Source organism: Rhodococcus sp. 05-2255-1e, assembly GCF_002259025.1.
Taxonomy (GTDB): Bacteria; Actinomycetota; Actinomycetes; order Mycobacteriales; family Mycobacteriaceae; genus Rhodococcoides; species Rhodococcoides fascians.
In genome coordinates this window covers 71,721-83,589 of sequence record NZ_NOZE01000007.1, presented here as the reverse complement: position 1 = coordinate 83,589, position 11,869 = coordinate 71,721, and the positions used below count along the sequence as shown (strand labels likewise).

General features: G+C 65.5%; 21 protein-coding genes. 16 read left to right on the top strand and 5 right to left on the bottom strand.

Features of this window, described 5'->3' with window-relative positions; all coding sequences use genetic code 11:
- Nucleotides 1-253 precede the first annotated feature (253 nt).
- The 5 genes from CH262_RS27460 (at nt 254) to CH262_RS03290 (ending at nt 2,379) form a co-directional block, all read left to right on the top strand.
- Nucleotides 254-427, top strand: a complete 174-nt coding sequence (locus CH262_RS27460; RefSeq protein WP_179274905.1) for a hypothetical protein — start codon at nt 254-256, stop codon at nt 425-427.
- Between the two features lie 77 nt (nt 428-504).
- Nucleotides 505-1,332, top strand: a complete 828-nt coding sequence (locus tag CH262_RS03305; RefSeq protein ID WP_094716894.1) for a hypothetical protein — start codon at nt 505-507, stop codon at nt 1,330-1,332.
- Nucleotides 1,329-1,673: a hypothetical protein gene (locus CH262_RS03300; RefSeq protein WP_094716893.1), complete on the top strand. Its 345-nt coding sequence runs from the start codon at nt 1,329-1,331 to the stop codon at nt 1,671-1,673. Before CH262_RS03305 ends, CH262_RS03300 begins: the two co-directional genes overlap by 4 nt.
- Before the next feature lie 45 nt (nt 1,674-1,718).
- The gene (locus tag CH262_RS03295; protein WP_094716892.1) at nt 1,719-2,072 is read left to right on the top strand and encodes a hypothetical protein; all 354 of its coding nucleotides are present in this window, start codon (nt 1,719-1,721) and stop codon (nt 2,070-2,072) included.
- Between the two features lie 46 nt (nt 2,073-2,118).
- Complete coding sequence (locus tag CH262_RS03290) at nt 2,119-2,379, top strand: hypothetical protein (protein WP_094716891.1); 261 nt, start codon at nt 2,119-2,121, stop codon at nt 2,377-2,379.
- 9 nt (nt 2,380-2,388) lie between these two features.
- Here the strand turns inward: CH262_RS03290 and CH262_RS27245 are convergent, their stop codons facing one another.
- Nucleotides 2,389-2,589, bottom strand: coding sequence for a plasmid mobilization protein (locus CH262_RS27245; RefSeq protein WP_143547056.1), 201 nt, complete (start codon nt 2,587-2,589; stop codon nt 2,389-2,391).
- A 114-nt stretch (nt 2,590-2,703) separates the two neighbouring features.
- On the opposite strand from CH262_RS27245, the gene CH262_RS03285 reads away from it, so the two are divergent.
- From CH262_RS03285 to CH262_RS03260, 7 genes are all read left to right on the top strand, one after another.
- Nucleotides 2,704-3,651: a hypothetical protein gene (locus CH262_RS03285; RefSeq protein WP_094716890.1), complete on the top strand. Its 948-nt coding sequence runs from the start codon at nt 2,704-2,706 to the stop codon at nt 3,649-3,651.
- Between the two features lie 138 nt (nt 3,652-3,789).
- Nucleotides 3,790-4,107 carry a hypothetical protein gene (locus CH262_RS03280; RefSeq protein ID WP_094716889.1) on the top strand — a complete coding sequence of 106 codons (318 nt, stop codon included), beginning with the start codon at nt 3,790-3,792 and terminating at the stop codon, nt 4,105-4,107.
- On the top strand, nt 4,104-4,436 hold the full coding sequence (locus CH262_RS03275; protein ID WP_094716888.1) for a hypothetical protein: 333 nt from the start codon (nt 4,104-4,106) through the stop codon (nt 4,434-4,436). Before CH262_RS03280 ends, CH262_RS03275 begins: the two co-directional genes overlap by 4 nt.
- A gap of 425 nt (nt 4,437-4,861) precedes the next feature.
- On the top strand, nt 4,862-5,263 hold the full coding sequence (locus CH262_RS27240; RefSeq protein WP_143547055.1) for a hypothetical protein: 402 nt from the start codon (nt 4,862-4,864) through the stop codon (nt 5,261-5,263).
- 200 nt (nt 5,264-5,463) lie between these two features.
- The gene (locus CH262_RS27235; RefSeq protein ID WP_143547054.1) at nt 5,464-5,646 is read left to right on the top strand and encodes a hypothetical protein; all 183 of its coding nucleotides are present in this window, start codon (nt 5,464-5,466) and stop codon (nt 5,644-5,646) included.
- Between the two features lie 489 nt (nt 5,647-6,135).
- Nucleotides 6,136-6,276, top strand: a complete 141-nt coding sequence (locus CH262_RS27455) for a hypothetical protein (RefSeq protein ID WP_179274904.1) — start codon at nt 6,136-6,138, stop codon at nt 6,274-6,276.
- 49 nt (nt 6,277-6,325) lie between these two features.
- Entirely contained in the window at nt 6,326-7,345 is a 1,020-nt protein-coding gene (locus tag CH262_RS03260) for a DUF4192 family protein (RefSeq protein WP_094716885.1), read from the top strand.
- A gap of 173 nt (nt 7,346-7,518) precedes the next feature.
- Here the strand turns inward: CH262_RS03260 and CH262_RS27450 are convergent, their stop codons facing one another.
- Nucleotides 7,519-7,689: a hypothetical protein gene (locus CH262_RS27450; protein ID WP_179274903.1), complete on the bottom strand. Its 171-nt coding sequence runs from the start codon at nt 7,687-7,689 to the stop codon at nt 7,519-7,521.
- 495 nt (nt 7,690-8,184) lie between these two features.
- Between CH262_RS27450 and CH262_RS03255 the strand changes: the two genes are divergently transcribed.
- From CH262_RS03255 to CH262_RS03245, 4 genes are all read left to right on the top strand, one after another.
- On the top strand, nt 8,185-8,418 hold the full coding sequence (locus tag CH262_RS03255; protein ID WP_037174601.1) for a glutaredoxin domain-containing protein: 234 nt from the start codon (nt 8,185-8,187) through the stop codon (nt 8,416-8,418).
- Between the two features lie 36 nt (nt 8,419-8,454).
- The gene (locus tag CH262_RS27445) at nt 8,455-8,607 is read left to right on the top strand and encodes a hypothetical protein (protein ID WP_179274902.1); all 153 of its coding nucleotides are present in this window, start codon (nt 8,455-8,457) and stop codon (nt 8,605-8,607) included.
- A gap of 78 nt (nt 8,608-8,685) precedes the next feature.
- The gene (locus CH262_RS03250) at nt 8,686-9,282 is read left to right on the top strand and encodes a DnaB-like helicase N-terminal domain-containing protein (protein ID WP_094716884.1); all 597 of its coding nucleotides are present in this window, start codon (nt 8,686-8,688) and stop codon (nt 9,280-9,282) included.
- A gap of 86 nt (nt 9,283-9,368) precedes the next feature.
- On the top strand, nt 9,369-10,220 hold the full coding sequence (locus tag CH262_RS03245) for a hypothetical protein (protein ID WP_094716883.1): 852 nt from the start codon (nt 9,369-9,371) through the stop codon (nt 10,218-10,220).
- Between the two features lie 85 nt (nt 10,221-10,305).
- Here CH262_RS03245 and CH262_RS03240 read toward each other — a convergent pair whose 3' ends face one another.
- Genes CH262_RS03240 through CH262_RS03230 form a run of 3 tightly spaced genes read right to left on the bottom strand, consistent with a single transcriptional unit; the run spans nt 10,306 to nt 11,860 of the window.
- Complete coding sequence (locus tag CH262_RS03240) at nt 10,306-10,635, bottom strand: hypothetical protein (protein WP_094716882.1); 330 nt, start codon at nt 10,633-10,635, stop codon at nt 10,306-10,308.
- Nucleotides 10,632-11,051 (bottom strand): hypothetical protein, encoded by a 420-nt coding sequence (locus CH262_RS03235; RefSeq protein ID WP_094716881.1) that lies wholly within the window; start codon nt 11,049-11,051, stop codon nt 10,632-10,634. Before CH262_RS03235 ends, CH262_RS03240 begins: the two co-directional genes overlap by 4 nt.
- The gene (locus CH262_RS03230; RefSeq protein WP_094716880.1) at nt 11,048-11,860 is read right to left on the bottom strand and encodes a methyltransferase; all 813 of its coding nucleotides are present in this window, start codon (nt 11,858-11,860) and stop codon (nt 11,048-11,050) included. Before CH262_RS03230 ends, CH262_RS03235 begins: the two co-directional genes overlap by 4 nt.
- Nucleotides 11,861-11,869 lie beyond the last annotated feature (9 nt).

Sequence of the window (11,869 nt, the reverse complement as noted above, 5' to 3'; positions counted from 1 at the left end):
ACTCGACGGCGTTCGATCCCAATGCCCCGGGTACCAACCATCAGCCGCTACGAGCGGCCACCTGCCGAGAGGCGCACTGGCGAACACCGTCACCCAACACCGACCAGGGCCGCGCACCACAGGTGCGCGGCCCTTGTTCGTTCGAAACACGGTCGACCTGCACAGCCACAGCCGCCGCTGACATCGTCGTCCAGTCGTTCGCGTGAATGACTGTTGCCGGAACCGTCGCGCCATCCCGTGCGTCCAACCAGACGTGGACGACGAAGAGCGCGCAGCCATCCGAGCGGACGGCCACGACCCAGACAATCCGGCCGTCTGCGATGCCCTCGACCAGGTAAAACGCACTCTGTACCTGTACCGGCATCTCGCCTGGACCTTCACCAAGGACGACCTCGACGGCGTGTCCCTTCCCCGCCGAACGAGCTGACCAGCACGTTCGACACTCGAACATCCGTTCGATACGCTGGCGGTAGTTCCTACCGGTACGGCGAAAGGTCGATCTTCATGGCCACCGTCGACGCCATCCCCGACCTCACCGGACTCGACAAAGCCACCCAGCTCGACGTCCTCCGGCGTCGGATGGCCACGGTCCCCGGCGGTCGCCGCGACCACGCACCCGCCGAGCTACCCACCATCTCCGCCAGTGAACCGGCGGCACCGGCCGCCGACGATCCGGAACCGCTCAGCGGCGCTGTACGCGGCAAAACCCTCCGGACCATGCCCGTACCCCCACCGCTCGCCGCGCTGCTCCCACGCCGGGCTCTGGCCCGCGGAACCGCCATCACCGTCACCGGCGCCGGGTCCATGCTCATCGCCCTCGTCGCCGAAGCATCCGCAGCCGGCCACCACGTCGCCCTCATCGGCCAACCCCGACTGAGCCTGCTCGCCGTCCACGAACACGGCGGCAATCTCGCAAAAGTGCATCTTGTGGATCCTGGAAAAACTGACCCTCTCGACGCCGCCAGCATTTGCCTCGACGGGGTCGATTTGGTCGTGACCACCGTCCATGGCCGAGACGTACCGCCCACGCGCGCAAGGGCTTTGCTCGCCAGGAATCGTCGGCAGGCGAGTGTGCTGGTCCTGACGGACGGACACATGCCCGGTATCGATCTCACCATCGCCTCCACCGTCTGTGGTTACGGCGGAATCCAGCAGGGGAGGGGACGCATCAAGTCGATCACCCTCGACACCACCGTCCACGGGCGCGGAATACCGCACCGCAGCGGCCGCTACACCCTCACCGCGCCTACGTTCGGTGAGACAGGCCTGCGCTGGACACCCGCACCCGCGGCCGACCTGGCCGGCCACCGGCCCGTCGCGGTCGCGCAATGAGCACCGACAACGAGGCCGGCATCTTCGATGCCTGGCCCACCACCTTCGAGCCACCCACCCGGCGCATCGTGGACCCGCCGAAATCGGTGCACGTGAATATCGCGCTGGCGATCGGACGATCCGGAGGCGGGCGATTCCGCGACACCACGGCCTTGAAAGTGAGAGCTGAGGGCCTCGCAATGGACACCATCGTCGAAGGAACCCTGTTCGCGTGGGCCCGCACCAGTGTGGGCGATTGGCTTGCGCAAGCGTCGTTCTCGATCCCTACGGGCAACAAAAAGGGCCGACTCGACCTTGATCGGCAGTGGGTTCCCGCCGACGCGGTCACGCCGATCACCTAACCCGTCGGTATTGCGGTACTAGGTGTGTACCGGCATACTGGGCGCATGACAGCCACCAACGACGTCGACGCACTCACCGAACAACGGCAACGCTCCCGCTTCTTCGTTCAACACCTCACATTCCTCGCCGACAACTACGTCGATCAGGCCCTGGTCAAAACCGCACTCCTGAACGGCCTCAGCCAATCCGACACCGCGAAAGCGCTCGGCATGAGCAAAAAGACCGTCAACACGCACTCCCGACGCCCCTGGGTGCCGACCGCAGCCGGGAAAGGGATCGACCTGCCCGACGCCACGCCGTTCTACCGCTACATCTTTGGATCCGACGACGCTGCAGCCGCAGCCTTCGCCACCTGCAAACGATACGATCGCGAACGACTCCACATCGAATCATTCTGAGGCGCAACGCCATCCGTATCGTTCACATACCAATAAAGGGTCTGCCATGACATCTGCACAGCGCTTCGCCACCGAGTGGCTCGCCAATGCCCAGTTCGCTCGCACCTGCACCGAACGGGACGAACCCTGGCCCGCCTGGTCGACCGGCGAAGTCCTCGCCGTCGCCGTCATCCTCCGCGACACCGCCATGCTCACACGCCTCGGCTACACCGAAGTCGAAGCGCTCGACCGGCTCCGGTACGACATCGGCAAACCGGACCTCGACGCAGCAGCGCGATGGTTCGCCGACATCCGAGCCCAGCTCTAGCCGCAACTGCTACCCGTCCGCCGAACCGCCCTCACGCTTGAGAGCTCGCTTCGCCGCCGCCAGCCCGCGTGCCCGCAGATATGCACTCAACGGCACACCCTCCGCCGCCGCCGCACGAGTGACGTCGCTGTGCTCGGAATCGGTAAACCGCACCGGCACAACCCGATCCCGAAGCGGCTCCACCGACTTCGGCCTACCACGCTGACCCATGCGCAACATATTACCCGACTACAGTAAATGGTTGTCACGAACAATTTATTCGACTACAGTAAATGGGGTACAGAGTCGGAGATCGGCTGCAGTAGGCAATGATTCGGGGAACTCATGCAAAGCAATTACGACGCCACGTCGAGCGATCAGTTCGTCGTCGTCCTCTCGTACGTCCTCTGGGGATGCACCGCCCTCGGTATCGCGGGCACGATCCTCGGCGGAGCCATGCTCTTCTGGTCCCGCATGTCAGGTAGCGACGCGGGGAAAGCTCTACAGGCGTGCGTGGGAGGGCTCGGCGTCGCTGTCGCTGCTGGAGCAGTCCGTGCGGTCCTCCCGGCGGTGTCCACCGACGAGGCGACGGACGTACCTGCCGCCGACCCGCCCACGATTCCCGACGCCCCGACGACGCCCGTGGTCGACGCCGCACCCGCGGCTCCGACGGACTGGACGCCGCTGATCTGGATCTGCGTCGCAGTGATCGCAGCAGTGCTCGCCCTCGCACTGGCCACGTACCTGATCACCCGGACCCGCAGTCACCTCGTCGACCGCCGCAACGCCAAGAAAGCACTCGAAGCCGACTACGCCGCCGCCCACGCCGTCTACAGCGAGGTCGCGGACGCCTACGCCGCCTACCTGGCCGACCCGTACTCCATCTTCGTCAGGCCCCTACTCGACGACCTCACCGAGCCCCGCACCGCAGCGTTCATCGACGCCTTCGCCGCAATGAACGACGTTCGCCCCGAACAGTGCCCCGACACCCCCGAACGCGTGCACGCCTTCGCCACAGCCGCGCAGAAAGCGCGCACGGCCTGGCGCAACGCCGACGGCTACGCCCGCACCGTGGGTCTGCGCGTGACCAGCGTCGACGATCAACGCACCGTGCGGCGGATCCGCAGCGCACTCGGCATCGCCCTCGACACCTCGGCCACCGGACAAGAACGCGAGACCGCGCTGCGCACCGTCGAAGAACTCGCGGCCGGCATCGTCAGCATCCCCGACCGCATCTACGACAACGCCAAGAAGGCCATAGAAACCACCACACGCAAACAGCTCACCAGCTGACCCACCACCGCCCGGTGGCGGTCGACACCCAGCAGTATGTCGGCCCCACCTGGCAACATGACCCTCCAACGACACAACGGCACACACAGCCATTGACGACGACAGGTCGATCGACACAATGCAGGGGGACCACACCAGATGCTCTTCACCACCGGAATAGCGATCATCGTCGCCGCAGGTATCGCGTTCTACGCCCTGCGCACCAAGCAGAAGACACCCCAGATGTACTGGGCCTGGGTCCTGATGATCGTCGGAACCATCGTCACCATCATCGGACTGTGGACCACATTCGACGACCGAAACACCCTCACCTGGATCCTCAATATCGCCGCCACCATCGGACTCTCAGCCGTACTCCTGGCCAGCCTGTCCATCTTCCGTAGCGTCGGCGTTTCCGCGCTGCTCGGCCCTCGCCGGAACAGCGCCGCCGGCCTGACCCCAGGGGAAGAACAGTGAACCTCGTCAACACCACCGCCCTCATCGTGTTCGTCGCACTCGTCACCGCGGCCTACGCCATCGGCACCCTCTACATACGCACGCCATCCCGAACCGCACTGCACAGCAACGCACTTGCCCTCATCAGCCTCGCCGTAGTCGCCGCCAGCGTCTTCGCCCTCACCTACCCAGACCTCGCCTGGGGATGGAAAGCCGCCCTCATCGCAGGATCCATCCTGTTCGGCTACCTGAGCGCACGGCAGTTCAACAGCACCCGCGCCGAATACGAAGCCGACCAGAAACGCAGATTCACCCACGCCACACTCGACGACGACAGGGGCAACCGATGACACTGCCCCACGCACTCTGGATCGCAACCATCGACACCCTCACATCAACTGCGTACGTGGCTATCTCGACAATCCTGGTCACCACCGTCGCCATCAGCAAGCTCGTCCACTACTACCGCACCCGACCCACCCACGACACCACCAACCGGCGCCGCGCCATCCTCGGATGCATCGGAGCAGTAATCGTGGCTCTCTCGTGGATCACACTCAACCTGCCCGCCAAATTCATCTCAGTATTCGACCCCGACAGGTACTACAGCCAAGTCCCCGTCATCGTCCTACTGGGGGGGCATCGCCGTGTCCGTGATCGTCCCAGCCCTGCTCGCCCGCCACCTCACAGACACGATCACCGGCCGCTACGACTACGCCACCCGGCAGCCACACTCTGGCCACACCCAGACCGCCAAGCTCGACAGGGGCAACCAATGAACATTCTCAACACCAAGAACACCCACGCCGCCAGAGCCGAGATGGAACGACTCAACCGCGACCTCCTCGCCAACTACACCAAAGAGGGAGCAGGTCTGTACCTCAGTGCGGCCCGCGCCTATCGCACACAACGCGCAATACAGCTCAAACGACTACTCCACTTCTACGTCGCCCTCTCGTTCATCGCCATCATCACCAACATCATCAACACGGGGGTCGGCGGTGAACCGTCGACCATTCTGTGGATCGCCTCCTGCGTAACTGTTCTCGGTGTCCTCTACAGCGGCTACAAACTGTGGCGCAACGCAACTCACGACGAATTCGTGGACACCATCGGTGCTCAAGAAACTGTCGTCGACGCACACGAACTCCACAACAACCGCCAACGCAACACCTGACCCGGCAACCACACATCTCAGCGCACGATTGGTGATCGAGCATGAACCGCACAGCTCCGCCGACGACCACGATCGACTGGTACCAACTGGACTGCCTCATCTCCAGAGACCTTCGCAAACTCGAAAACCACTTTGGACGGGGTCTGGACAGCAGATTCCCCATCTCACCTGATGCACAACACCGCGTAGCCACAGGCAAAATGCAAATTCAGAAATGGTTGGCCGCTCTACAACACCTACGCAACGACGCAGCGCGAAACACCACACCCGAGCTCGTCCAAGAATGGGTGCAATTGCGACAGCAGATGGTCATGAAAGGCCCCTTCGGCATCCGCTTTTCGCTGGTCCCACACCGCACGCGACACTACGAACTCGACCACTGACAACCACGAGCTACCGCGACACCGAGCGTCGTCACCCTCCGTCGCTCCCGCACAATCACCAACCAGCCGTACCCCACTACCGCGCCGCCGTAGAGCACCAGCTCCGGCGGCGTTTCGCGTCCCACCACCAGAGGCCGGCCATGTACACAATCAGGCCCTAGCGGGCCACACGCACCCCTACGGGCTGCACCGAATCGAACTCCGCTGCGCTCCGCACTCAAAAGAGCGAAAAGAATCAATTTCTTTCGGGCGTAGGTGGCTTCTCCGAGCATCCATCACCCGTGCCCGCCGGCTCAACCCCTCGCTCCGCTGCGCTACGGCCAAGGCTCCGAACACTTTTCGTAGAGCAGTCGCTTCGCTCCCACGAAAACTGCCCGGCCGAAGAGTTGCCCCGTCGTTCCCGTGCGCTGGTTTCTCTCCCCAGCCACCACGGCGAAAGAAATTCGGCAGGGCAGAAGGTCCGGCCACCAGTTTTCGAGGAAGGTCACCATGCGCGCACAACACCCCACCACCGCCGACGAAATCGACATCATCGTCCACCGACGCGGCAACCGGACAGTCCGCCGCACCGTCAAACGCGCCAGCGCACGACGCGACCGACGCACCGCACGCCGCGAACTCCGCCACTGAAAACCGCTCCACCCCAACTCAACCCGTACACACACTGAAAGGCATCACCATGACTCAACGTCGTATGTCCCTCGCCACCGCCGCCGATACCCTCGCCGCCATCCCCGCCCTGCTCGGCTACACCCCCGACAACTCCGTCGTCGCCATCAGCCTGGCCGACAACGGCAACGGCTCGCACGAGGTCGTCACCGCCGCCCGCATCGCCGCCGTCCAGGCCGAAGCCGGAGCCGACAACGTCGCGACCCCACTGTCCCGGCACACCGTCCACGGACGACCGGTCACCGCCGTGATCCTCGCCGCGATTGCAGACACCGCCCACGCAGGCGCTGCCCTGCTCGGGCTCGACGCCATCCGCGACGCGTTCACTGCACGCGGAATCCGCACCATCCGCGCCCTACACACCTACAGTCTCACCGCAGGAACGACGTTCACCGACCTCGACCGCTTCACCGACGGCATCATTCCCGATCCCGCCACCACCGCACTCGCGGCAGCCCTCACCGCACGCGGAGCCGTCATTGCCGCATCACGCGCCGACCTCGAGGCCCGCTACGCCCCCACCGCCGAGATCCCCGAATCCCTGGCACTCGCCGCCGCCGCGACGATGGGTGCCGACTTCCTGCCCGTCACGTTCGACGAGCTCGCAGCCGTCATCCATGCCCGCGAAATCCCCAGCGCCGACCTCACCGCCCGCGTCGGCCTCGCACTGGCCACCGGACACACCGAAGTCCGAGACGCCTTCATGGCCCTGCACGTCCACGGTGACCACGACGCAGCCGACGCGTTCACCCGCATCGCCGCCCCGCTACGCGGCACCGCCCGCGCGAACGCCCTGACCATCGCCGCCTACTTCCTGTACTGCACCGGCGACGGCGCAGCCGCGCACGCGGCCCTCGACGCCGCCGAACGCACCGCCCACCGCGCCGACATCACCCTGCCGAAACTGGCGGTCCTGCTCTCCGCCGCACTCGCAGCCGGAATGGAACCGACGCAGGTCCGAGGGCTCGGCGAAGTCATCACCCCCGACTACGTCGCCGCCCACATCGGCGCAGTGCAGAGCTACACCTGACGCCGCTGCTGAGCGTGGCCACCGATTCGAGGTGGCCACGCTCCGCAATCGGAGGTCGCGGGGCCGGTGCATCGGGCATCGAGCCCTCACACCGACAGACGCGCCCAGCATCGTCCTACCAGCGCGGAGCGGGCGGCCATCGGATCAGAGGGAGGCCGAGAGCGGAACTGCGCTCAGAGGGACGTCGGCTCGGCCGGCCACACCATGTCGACGTCGGCGGCGGTGGGTCGGGTGTCTTCGACCGGAACACCGGCCACGATCGCATCGAGCGCCAGATCCGACGGTGGCGGTGCAGCGTTCACCACAGCTTTGGACAAGGCATGTTCGATCCGCGAGCGCTCCATACCCCAGCACCCTACCGACCAGCACGAGCACAACTGCGGCTACGAGCTCGGCGGTGACGACGACAAGGGAGGGTTCTTTTCGGTCCGTCTGGCTGCGCAACGAGAATGCAACACCCGTCATCTCCCGGATCAACCCCTGACTCCGCTCACGCTCCGGCCCACAGGGCCCAGCACGACTGTTCGCCCGACCCACACTCGCTGCGCTCCCCGGCGAACACTCGCACCGGCCAGGCATTGACCGTCGACGCCGTGCGCCGCGTCTCTTTTTCGCGCCACCCGGAAGCGAAAAGAACGCAGTAAGAAAAGGGTAGGGAAGGTTTCCGAGAACTGTATTTCAATTCCCCTGACGAATAAGCGGTGCGGCCAGAAGTGAGCATGAAAATGCAAGGGCAGCAACGTGAATGGACGATATTCGAGCCGCGTAAACTCTGGTGAAAATGCGGCTGTTGACGTAGAATGGAAGTCAACGCCAGCAATTCCGATAAGGAGAAAGCTATGTCGATCACCGTGTACACGAAACCCAATTGCGGACAATGCGACGCAACGAAACGACGACTCGACAAACACGGCCTCGATTACCGGACCGTCGATATCACCCAAGACGACACCGCTCGCCATTTCGTGAGTTGCGAACTCGGCTACCTCCAGGCCCCCGTCGTGTACGTCGACGAGGACACCCACTGGAGCGGATTCCGGATCGACGCCCTCGACGAGCTCGCCGCCGCCTGAAACCCACAAACCCACAAACACAGAAGAGGCCCCACCATGCGACTCGTACCCGCCTACACCCCCGACCCCGACTACATCGACCGCCAGATCGACGCCGAACTCACCGCAGAACACCCCACAACACGCCATGCCGACCATGCCGACCATGCCGACAGTGAGCACCACGACATCGACAAAGCCGCATCCTGACCACCGACGCGATGCACCACAGCCGGTAGCACCTCCCACCGGTACGACGTCCGACCCGACACGAACACGAGGCCCACGATGAACGCACTACGCGCAGTCCCCACACCCGGCGACGACCCGGCAGCGCGGGCACGCGCGGACCTCGCACCCGTCGAGGACCTCGACACGTCGGTCGAACCCGGCTACGACCCGGCCACCGACCCCGAAGCGATGCTCCTGTGCGCCCTGATGGACGTGCGTAACCAGTCCACGGACGGTGGGGACGTCGAGCGGATCACCAGCACGCTCACCGCGGCGGACTTCGAGGACCCTGCACACGCACGCATGTACGGCCACATCGTCGACCTCATCACCGCCGGCCAACCCCACGACTTCGCGTCCGTCACCGGTGCACTCATCCGATCCGGAGCAGACGGAGCCAAAGACGCCCCGCTACGCAAACGCCTCATGGGCATCGTCACCGCCGGCGCACATTCCGTCGCGGCCGTGCACTACGCCGACAACGTCCTCTCGCAGTCCTACCGCCGCAGCTTCCACATCGCCGGCCAACGACTGACCCAGGCCGCCGAAGAAGCACCCGAAGCCGACCTGTTCGAATACATGGTCGAACTCGGCACCCGGCAGCGGGCAGCATTCAACCGGCTCAACAGCTTTCGGCAACCACCGACCTCCTGAACAAACCCACAGGGACACCGGTGAGCGCGTCGACGACGCCCAGGGCACTACGGTGCACTGCGGGCCACAATCGAAAGACGAGGACAGTGACAGAGACAGGTGAGCATGCCGAACGGCCGCCACACGACGCGCCGGACCGCACGAACGCACCGACGACCGGTGCCGCTGTCGATGCGGGTCTGCCCGTGCACGTCCGCGAGCAGATCGCTGCTGTCGTCGACGCGTCCGGCGACCTCGAGCGCGTCCCGACCGGTAGCGGCGCACTGACTGTGCAGGTGTGCTCGGCATCGGAAACCTCGTACGACGCCGCGACGTGGAGCACCCTGGGTACTTACCGTGCCGCTGACGCCGCAACCCTGGCCGAGCGACTGCTCGACGCTCTCGGGGACAGTGCGAACATCGGCACCGACCTCGGTGTCCTCATCGTCACCCACACCCATACCGACACCCTGGAGGCACCGGCCATGACCGCACCCACCGCCGACGGAACCCGCGCGCCGGCCGCCCCGCTACTCACCCTCGACCTCGCGAAAGCCGACGTGCTCGACGACGACTTCGAGTGGCCCGAACCCGGTACCCCGCAAGCACTGTGGACACCGCACTGGCTGCTGCAGGCCGCGATCAACTCCGGGGCCGTCACCTACGACCGGCGACTATGGGGCGAGCTCGCCCTGTCGGCCGAGTTCACCGCCCCGAACCGGCACGAGCTCCAATTCGTGATCACCTACGAAATCGACGGCGCACCGAACATCGTCGACGGTGACACCACCGACTACCCGAGCAACTTCAACGAGCTCGACGACGACGAACAGAACGCCGTCCCCTCGACGCTGGTCCCGAACCCGGAGACCGCGCGGGCCTGGTTGACGTACCTCGTCGACGCCTTCAACGCCCTGCACGCGAGTACCGACAAGCTCGTCCGCGGCTGGCCCGAGTAGTAGAACCCCGTCAGCGCCGAAGCCCCCAACCACACTGTGTGGCTGGGGGCTTCGTTCGTTCTCGCGATTCGGGATCGCGTGATGGTCAGTCCTCGCGGATCCTCCGCAACAGCTGTGCGAGCGCGAGCGCGGTGATCGGATCGTCGACGGTGGACGCGGACGCGACGACCACCTCGAGGTCACCCGAATCCTGCACCGCGTCGAGCAGATCGAGCGATGCGTCGACAGCGAAGTTCGGGCCCGAGATGTCGTTGATAATCGACAGCAGCTCGGCGAACCGCGATGCAGTGTCCGGGTGGACGGTCGAATGCAGCATCTCGAACGCGGCTACCGCTTCCGGTGAGCGCAGTTCGGCGAGGATCGCGAGCTCGACGGTGTCGAGGTCGGACAGGGCGGGGGAGTCGGGTGTGCTCATGGTGTGGGTCCTTCGGTCGACGCGTCGCCGGTGACCGGCGAGGTGGGAGGGACGAGAGACAGTCGGGCCACCGCGGCTTCGGTGGTCCCGAGTTGGCCGGCGACGGCGGCCGTGGAGTCGATGGCCACCAACTCTGCGACGAGATCCAGATGGATCCGGGCGGCGAGGCGGTGCTGATTGGCGAGGTAGGCGAGGAGCTCGGCGGTGAGCAGTGCGGCACCGGTAGGTCCGCCGTAATCGCGCGCCCAGTCTTCACCGTCGCGTTCGGGCGCGTACAGCAGCGAGTCCGGCTCGCGGAGAACCTTGTCGAGGATCTCGGCAGTGATCCCGCACGCCTGCAGTCGCTCGATCACCCCAGGGATCTCGGCGGCGGTGCGGTGCCCGACGAGGCTGAGGTACCACCCGATGTCGATCACGCCACTGCGTCCGATTCGTCGTCGAACGACCGGCGGGTATGGCTTTCCAGTACGTGGAGCTCGGCGGTGAGGCCGACGGCGCAGTCGGCGTCGGCCACCGGATCGAGGGCAGCGATGTTCGCCCGCAGTTGCGTGATCCGGGTGTAGCGGGCGACCGCTGCGGTGTCGGCGTCGTAGACCTCCGCCGGGTGTTCGACGACGAGCCGTCGTTGCCCGGGCACTGTCTTCACGGTCGCCTCGCTGTGGCCACCGCTGCGCATCGTGATCTCGCGGGCGAGAGCGCCGGCGAAGATGTGCGCCGAGTGGGCGGGGAAGTCGCCCGCCATCGTGGTCGAGTCCGGCAATGGATCGGGACGGGTCGAGCGCACGGTGACGTCGATCAGGTCGGCCGGGTCGACGCCGGGAAGCGGCTCGATCGGTGTGGCGGTCCAGACCCCGATCGAGGTGGTGACGTAGCCCGGTGGCGGCAGTTCCGCCGAGCGGACACCCGCTGCGTAGTCCGACATCGACGCCAGAGCGCACGCGATCTCGCCGGGGGTGCCGATGAGGCACAGCGAGTCGTCGACGGTCTGGGTGAAGGTCGCGGCGACGGTATCGACCTGGTGGAGGTCCGCGACGGTTTCGGCTTGGCTCACCGCGAACCGTGCCGCCGTGGAGGGGGAGCGGAAGTGCCCGCGGGTGTGTACGAACCCGGGGTCGCCGTGTTGGTCGAGGGTGGAAATCTCGACTTCGATCAGCGCACGAGTCGAGGGCGTGGCCGAGTGCGGCGCTGTGGCCGGCGGGTGGGAGTGGGGATCTGTGGTGTCCATGATGGATGC

What these genes read in the sequence shown, in the direction of transcription:
- CH262_RS03300 (WP_094716893.1), top strand. Translation starts at nt 1,329, where the DNA reads ATGAGCACCGACAACGAGGCCGGCATCTTCGATGCCTGGCCCACCACC.
- CH262_RS27240 (WP_143547055.1), top strand. Translation starts at nt 4,862, where the DNA reads ATGAACATTCTCAACACCAAGAACACCCACGCCGCCAGAGCCGAGATG.
- CH262_RS27245 (WP_143547056.1), bottom strand. Translation starts at nt 2,589, where the DNA reads ATGGGTCAGCGTGGTAGGCCGAAGTCGGTGGAGCCGCTTCGGGATCGG.
- CH262_RS03290 (WP_094716891.1), top strand. Translation starts at nt 2,119, where the DNA reads ATGACATCTGCACAGCGCTTCGCCACCGAGTGGCTCGCCAATGCCCAG.
- CH262_RS27445 (WP_179274902.1), top strand. Translation starts at nt 8,455, where the DNA reads ATGCGACTCGTACCCGCCTACACCCCCGACCCCGACTACATCGACCGC.
- CH262_RS03230 (WP_094716880.1), bottom strand. Translation starts at nt 11,860, where the DNA reads ATGGACACCACAGATCCCCACTCCCACCCGCCGGCCACAGCGCCGCAC.
- CH262_RS03280 (WP_094716889.1), top strand. Translation starts at nt 3,790, where the DNA reads ATGCTCTTCACCACCGGAATAGCGATCATCGTCGCCGCAGGTATCGCG.
- CH262_RS03260 (WP_094716885.1), top strand. Translation starts at nt 6,326, where the DNA reads ATGACTCAACGTCGTATGTCCCTCGCCACCGCCGCCGATACCCTCGCC.
- CH262_RS27450 (WP_179274903.1), bottom strand. Translation starts at nt 7,689, where the DNA reads ATGGAGCGCTCGCGGATCGAACATGCCTTGTCCAAAGCTGTGGTGAAC.
- CH262_RS03240 (WP_094716882.1), bottom strand. Translation starts at nt 10,635, where the DNA reads ATGAGCACACCCGACTCCCCCGCCCTGTCCGACCTCGACACCGTCGAG.
- CH262_RS27455 (WP_179274904.1), top strand. Translation starts at nt 6,136, where the DNA reads ATGCGCGCACAACACCCCACCACCGCCGACGAAATCGACATCATCGTC.
- CH262_RS03255 (WP_037174601.1), top strand. Translation starts at nt 8,185, where the DNA reads ATGTCGATCACCGTGTACACGAAACCCAATTGCGGACAATGCGACGCA.
- CH262_RS03295 (WP_094716892.1), top strand. Translation starts at nt 1,719, where the DNA reads ATGACAGCCACCAACGACGTCGACGCACTCACCGAACAACGGCAACGC.
- CH262_RS03250 (WP_094716884.1), top strand. Translation starts at nt 8,686, where the DNA reads ATGAACGCACTACGCGCAGTCCCCACACCCGGCGACGACCCGGCAGCG.
- CH262_RS27235 (WP_143547054.1), top strand. Translation starts at nt 5,464, where the DNA reads ATGCAAATTCAGAAATGGTTGGCCGCTCTACAACACCTACGCAACGAC.
- CH262_RS03305 (WP_094716894.1), top strand. Translation starts at nt 505, where the DNA reads ATGGCCACCGTCGACGCCATCCCCGACCTCACCGGACTCGACAAAGCC.
- CH262_RS03285 (WP_094716890.1), top strand. Translation starts at nt 2,704, where the DNA reads ATGCAAAGCAATTACGACGCCACGTCGAGCGATCAGTTCGTCGTCGTC.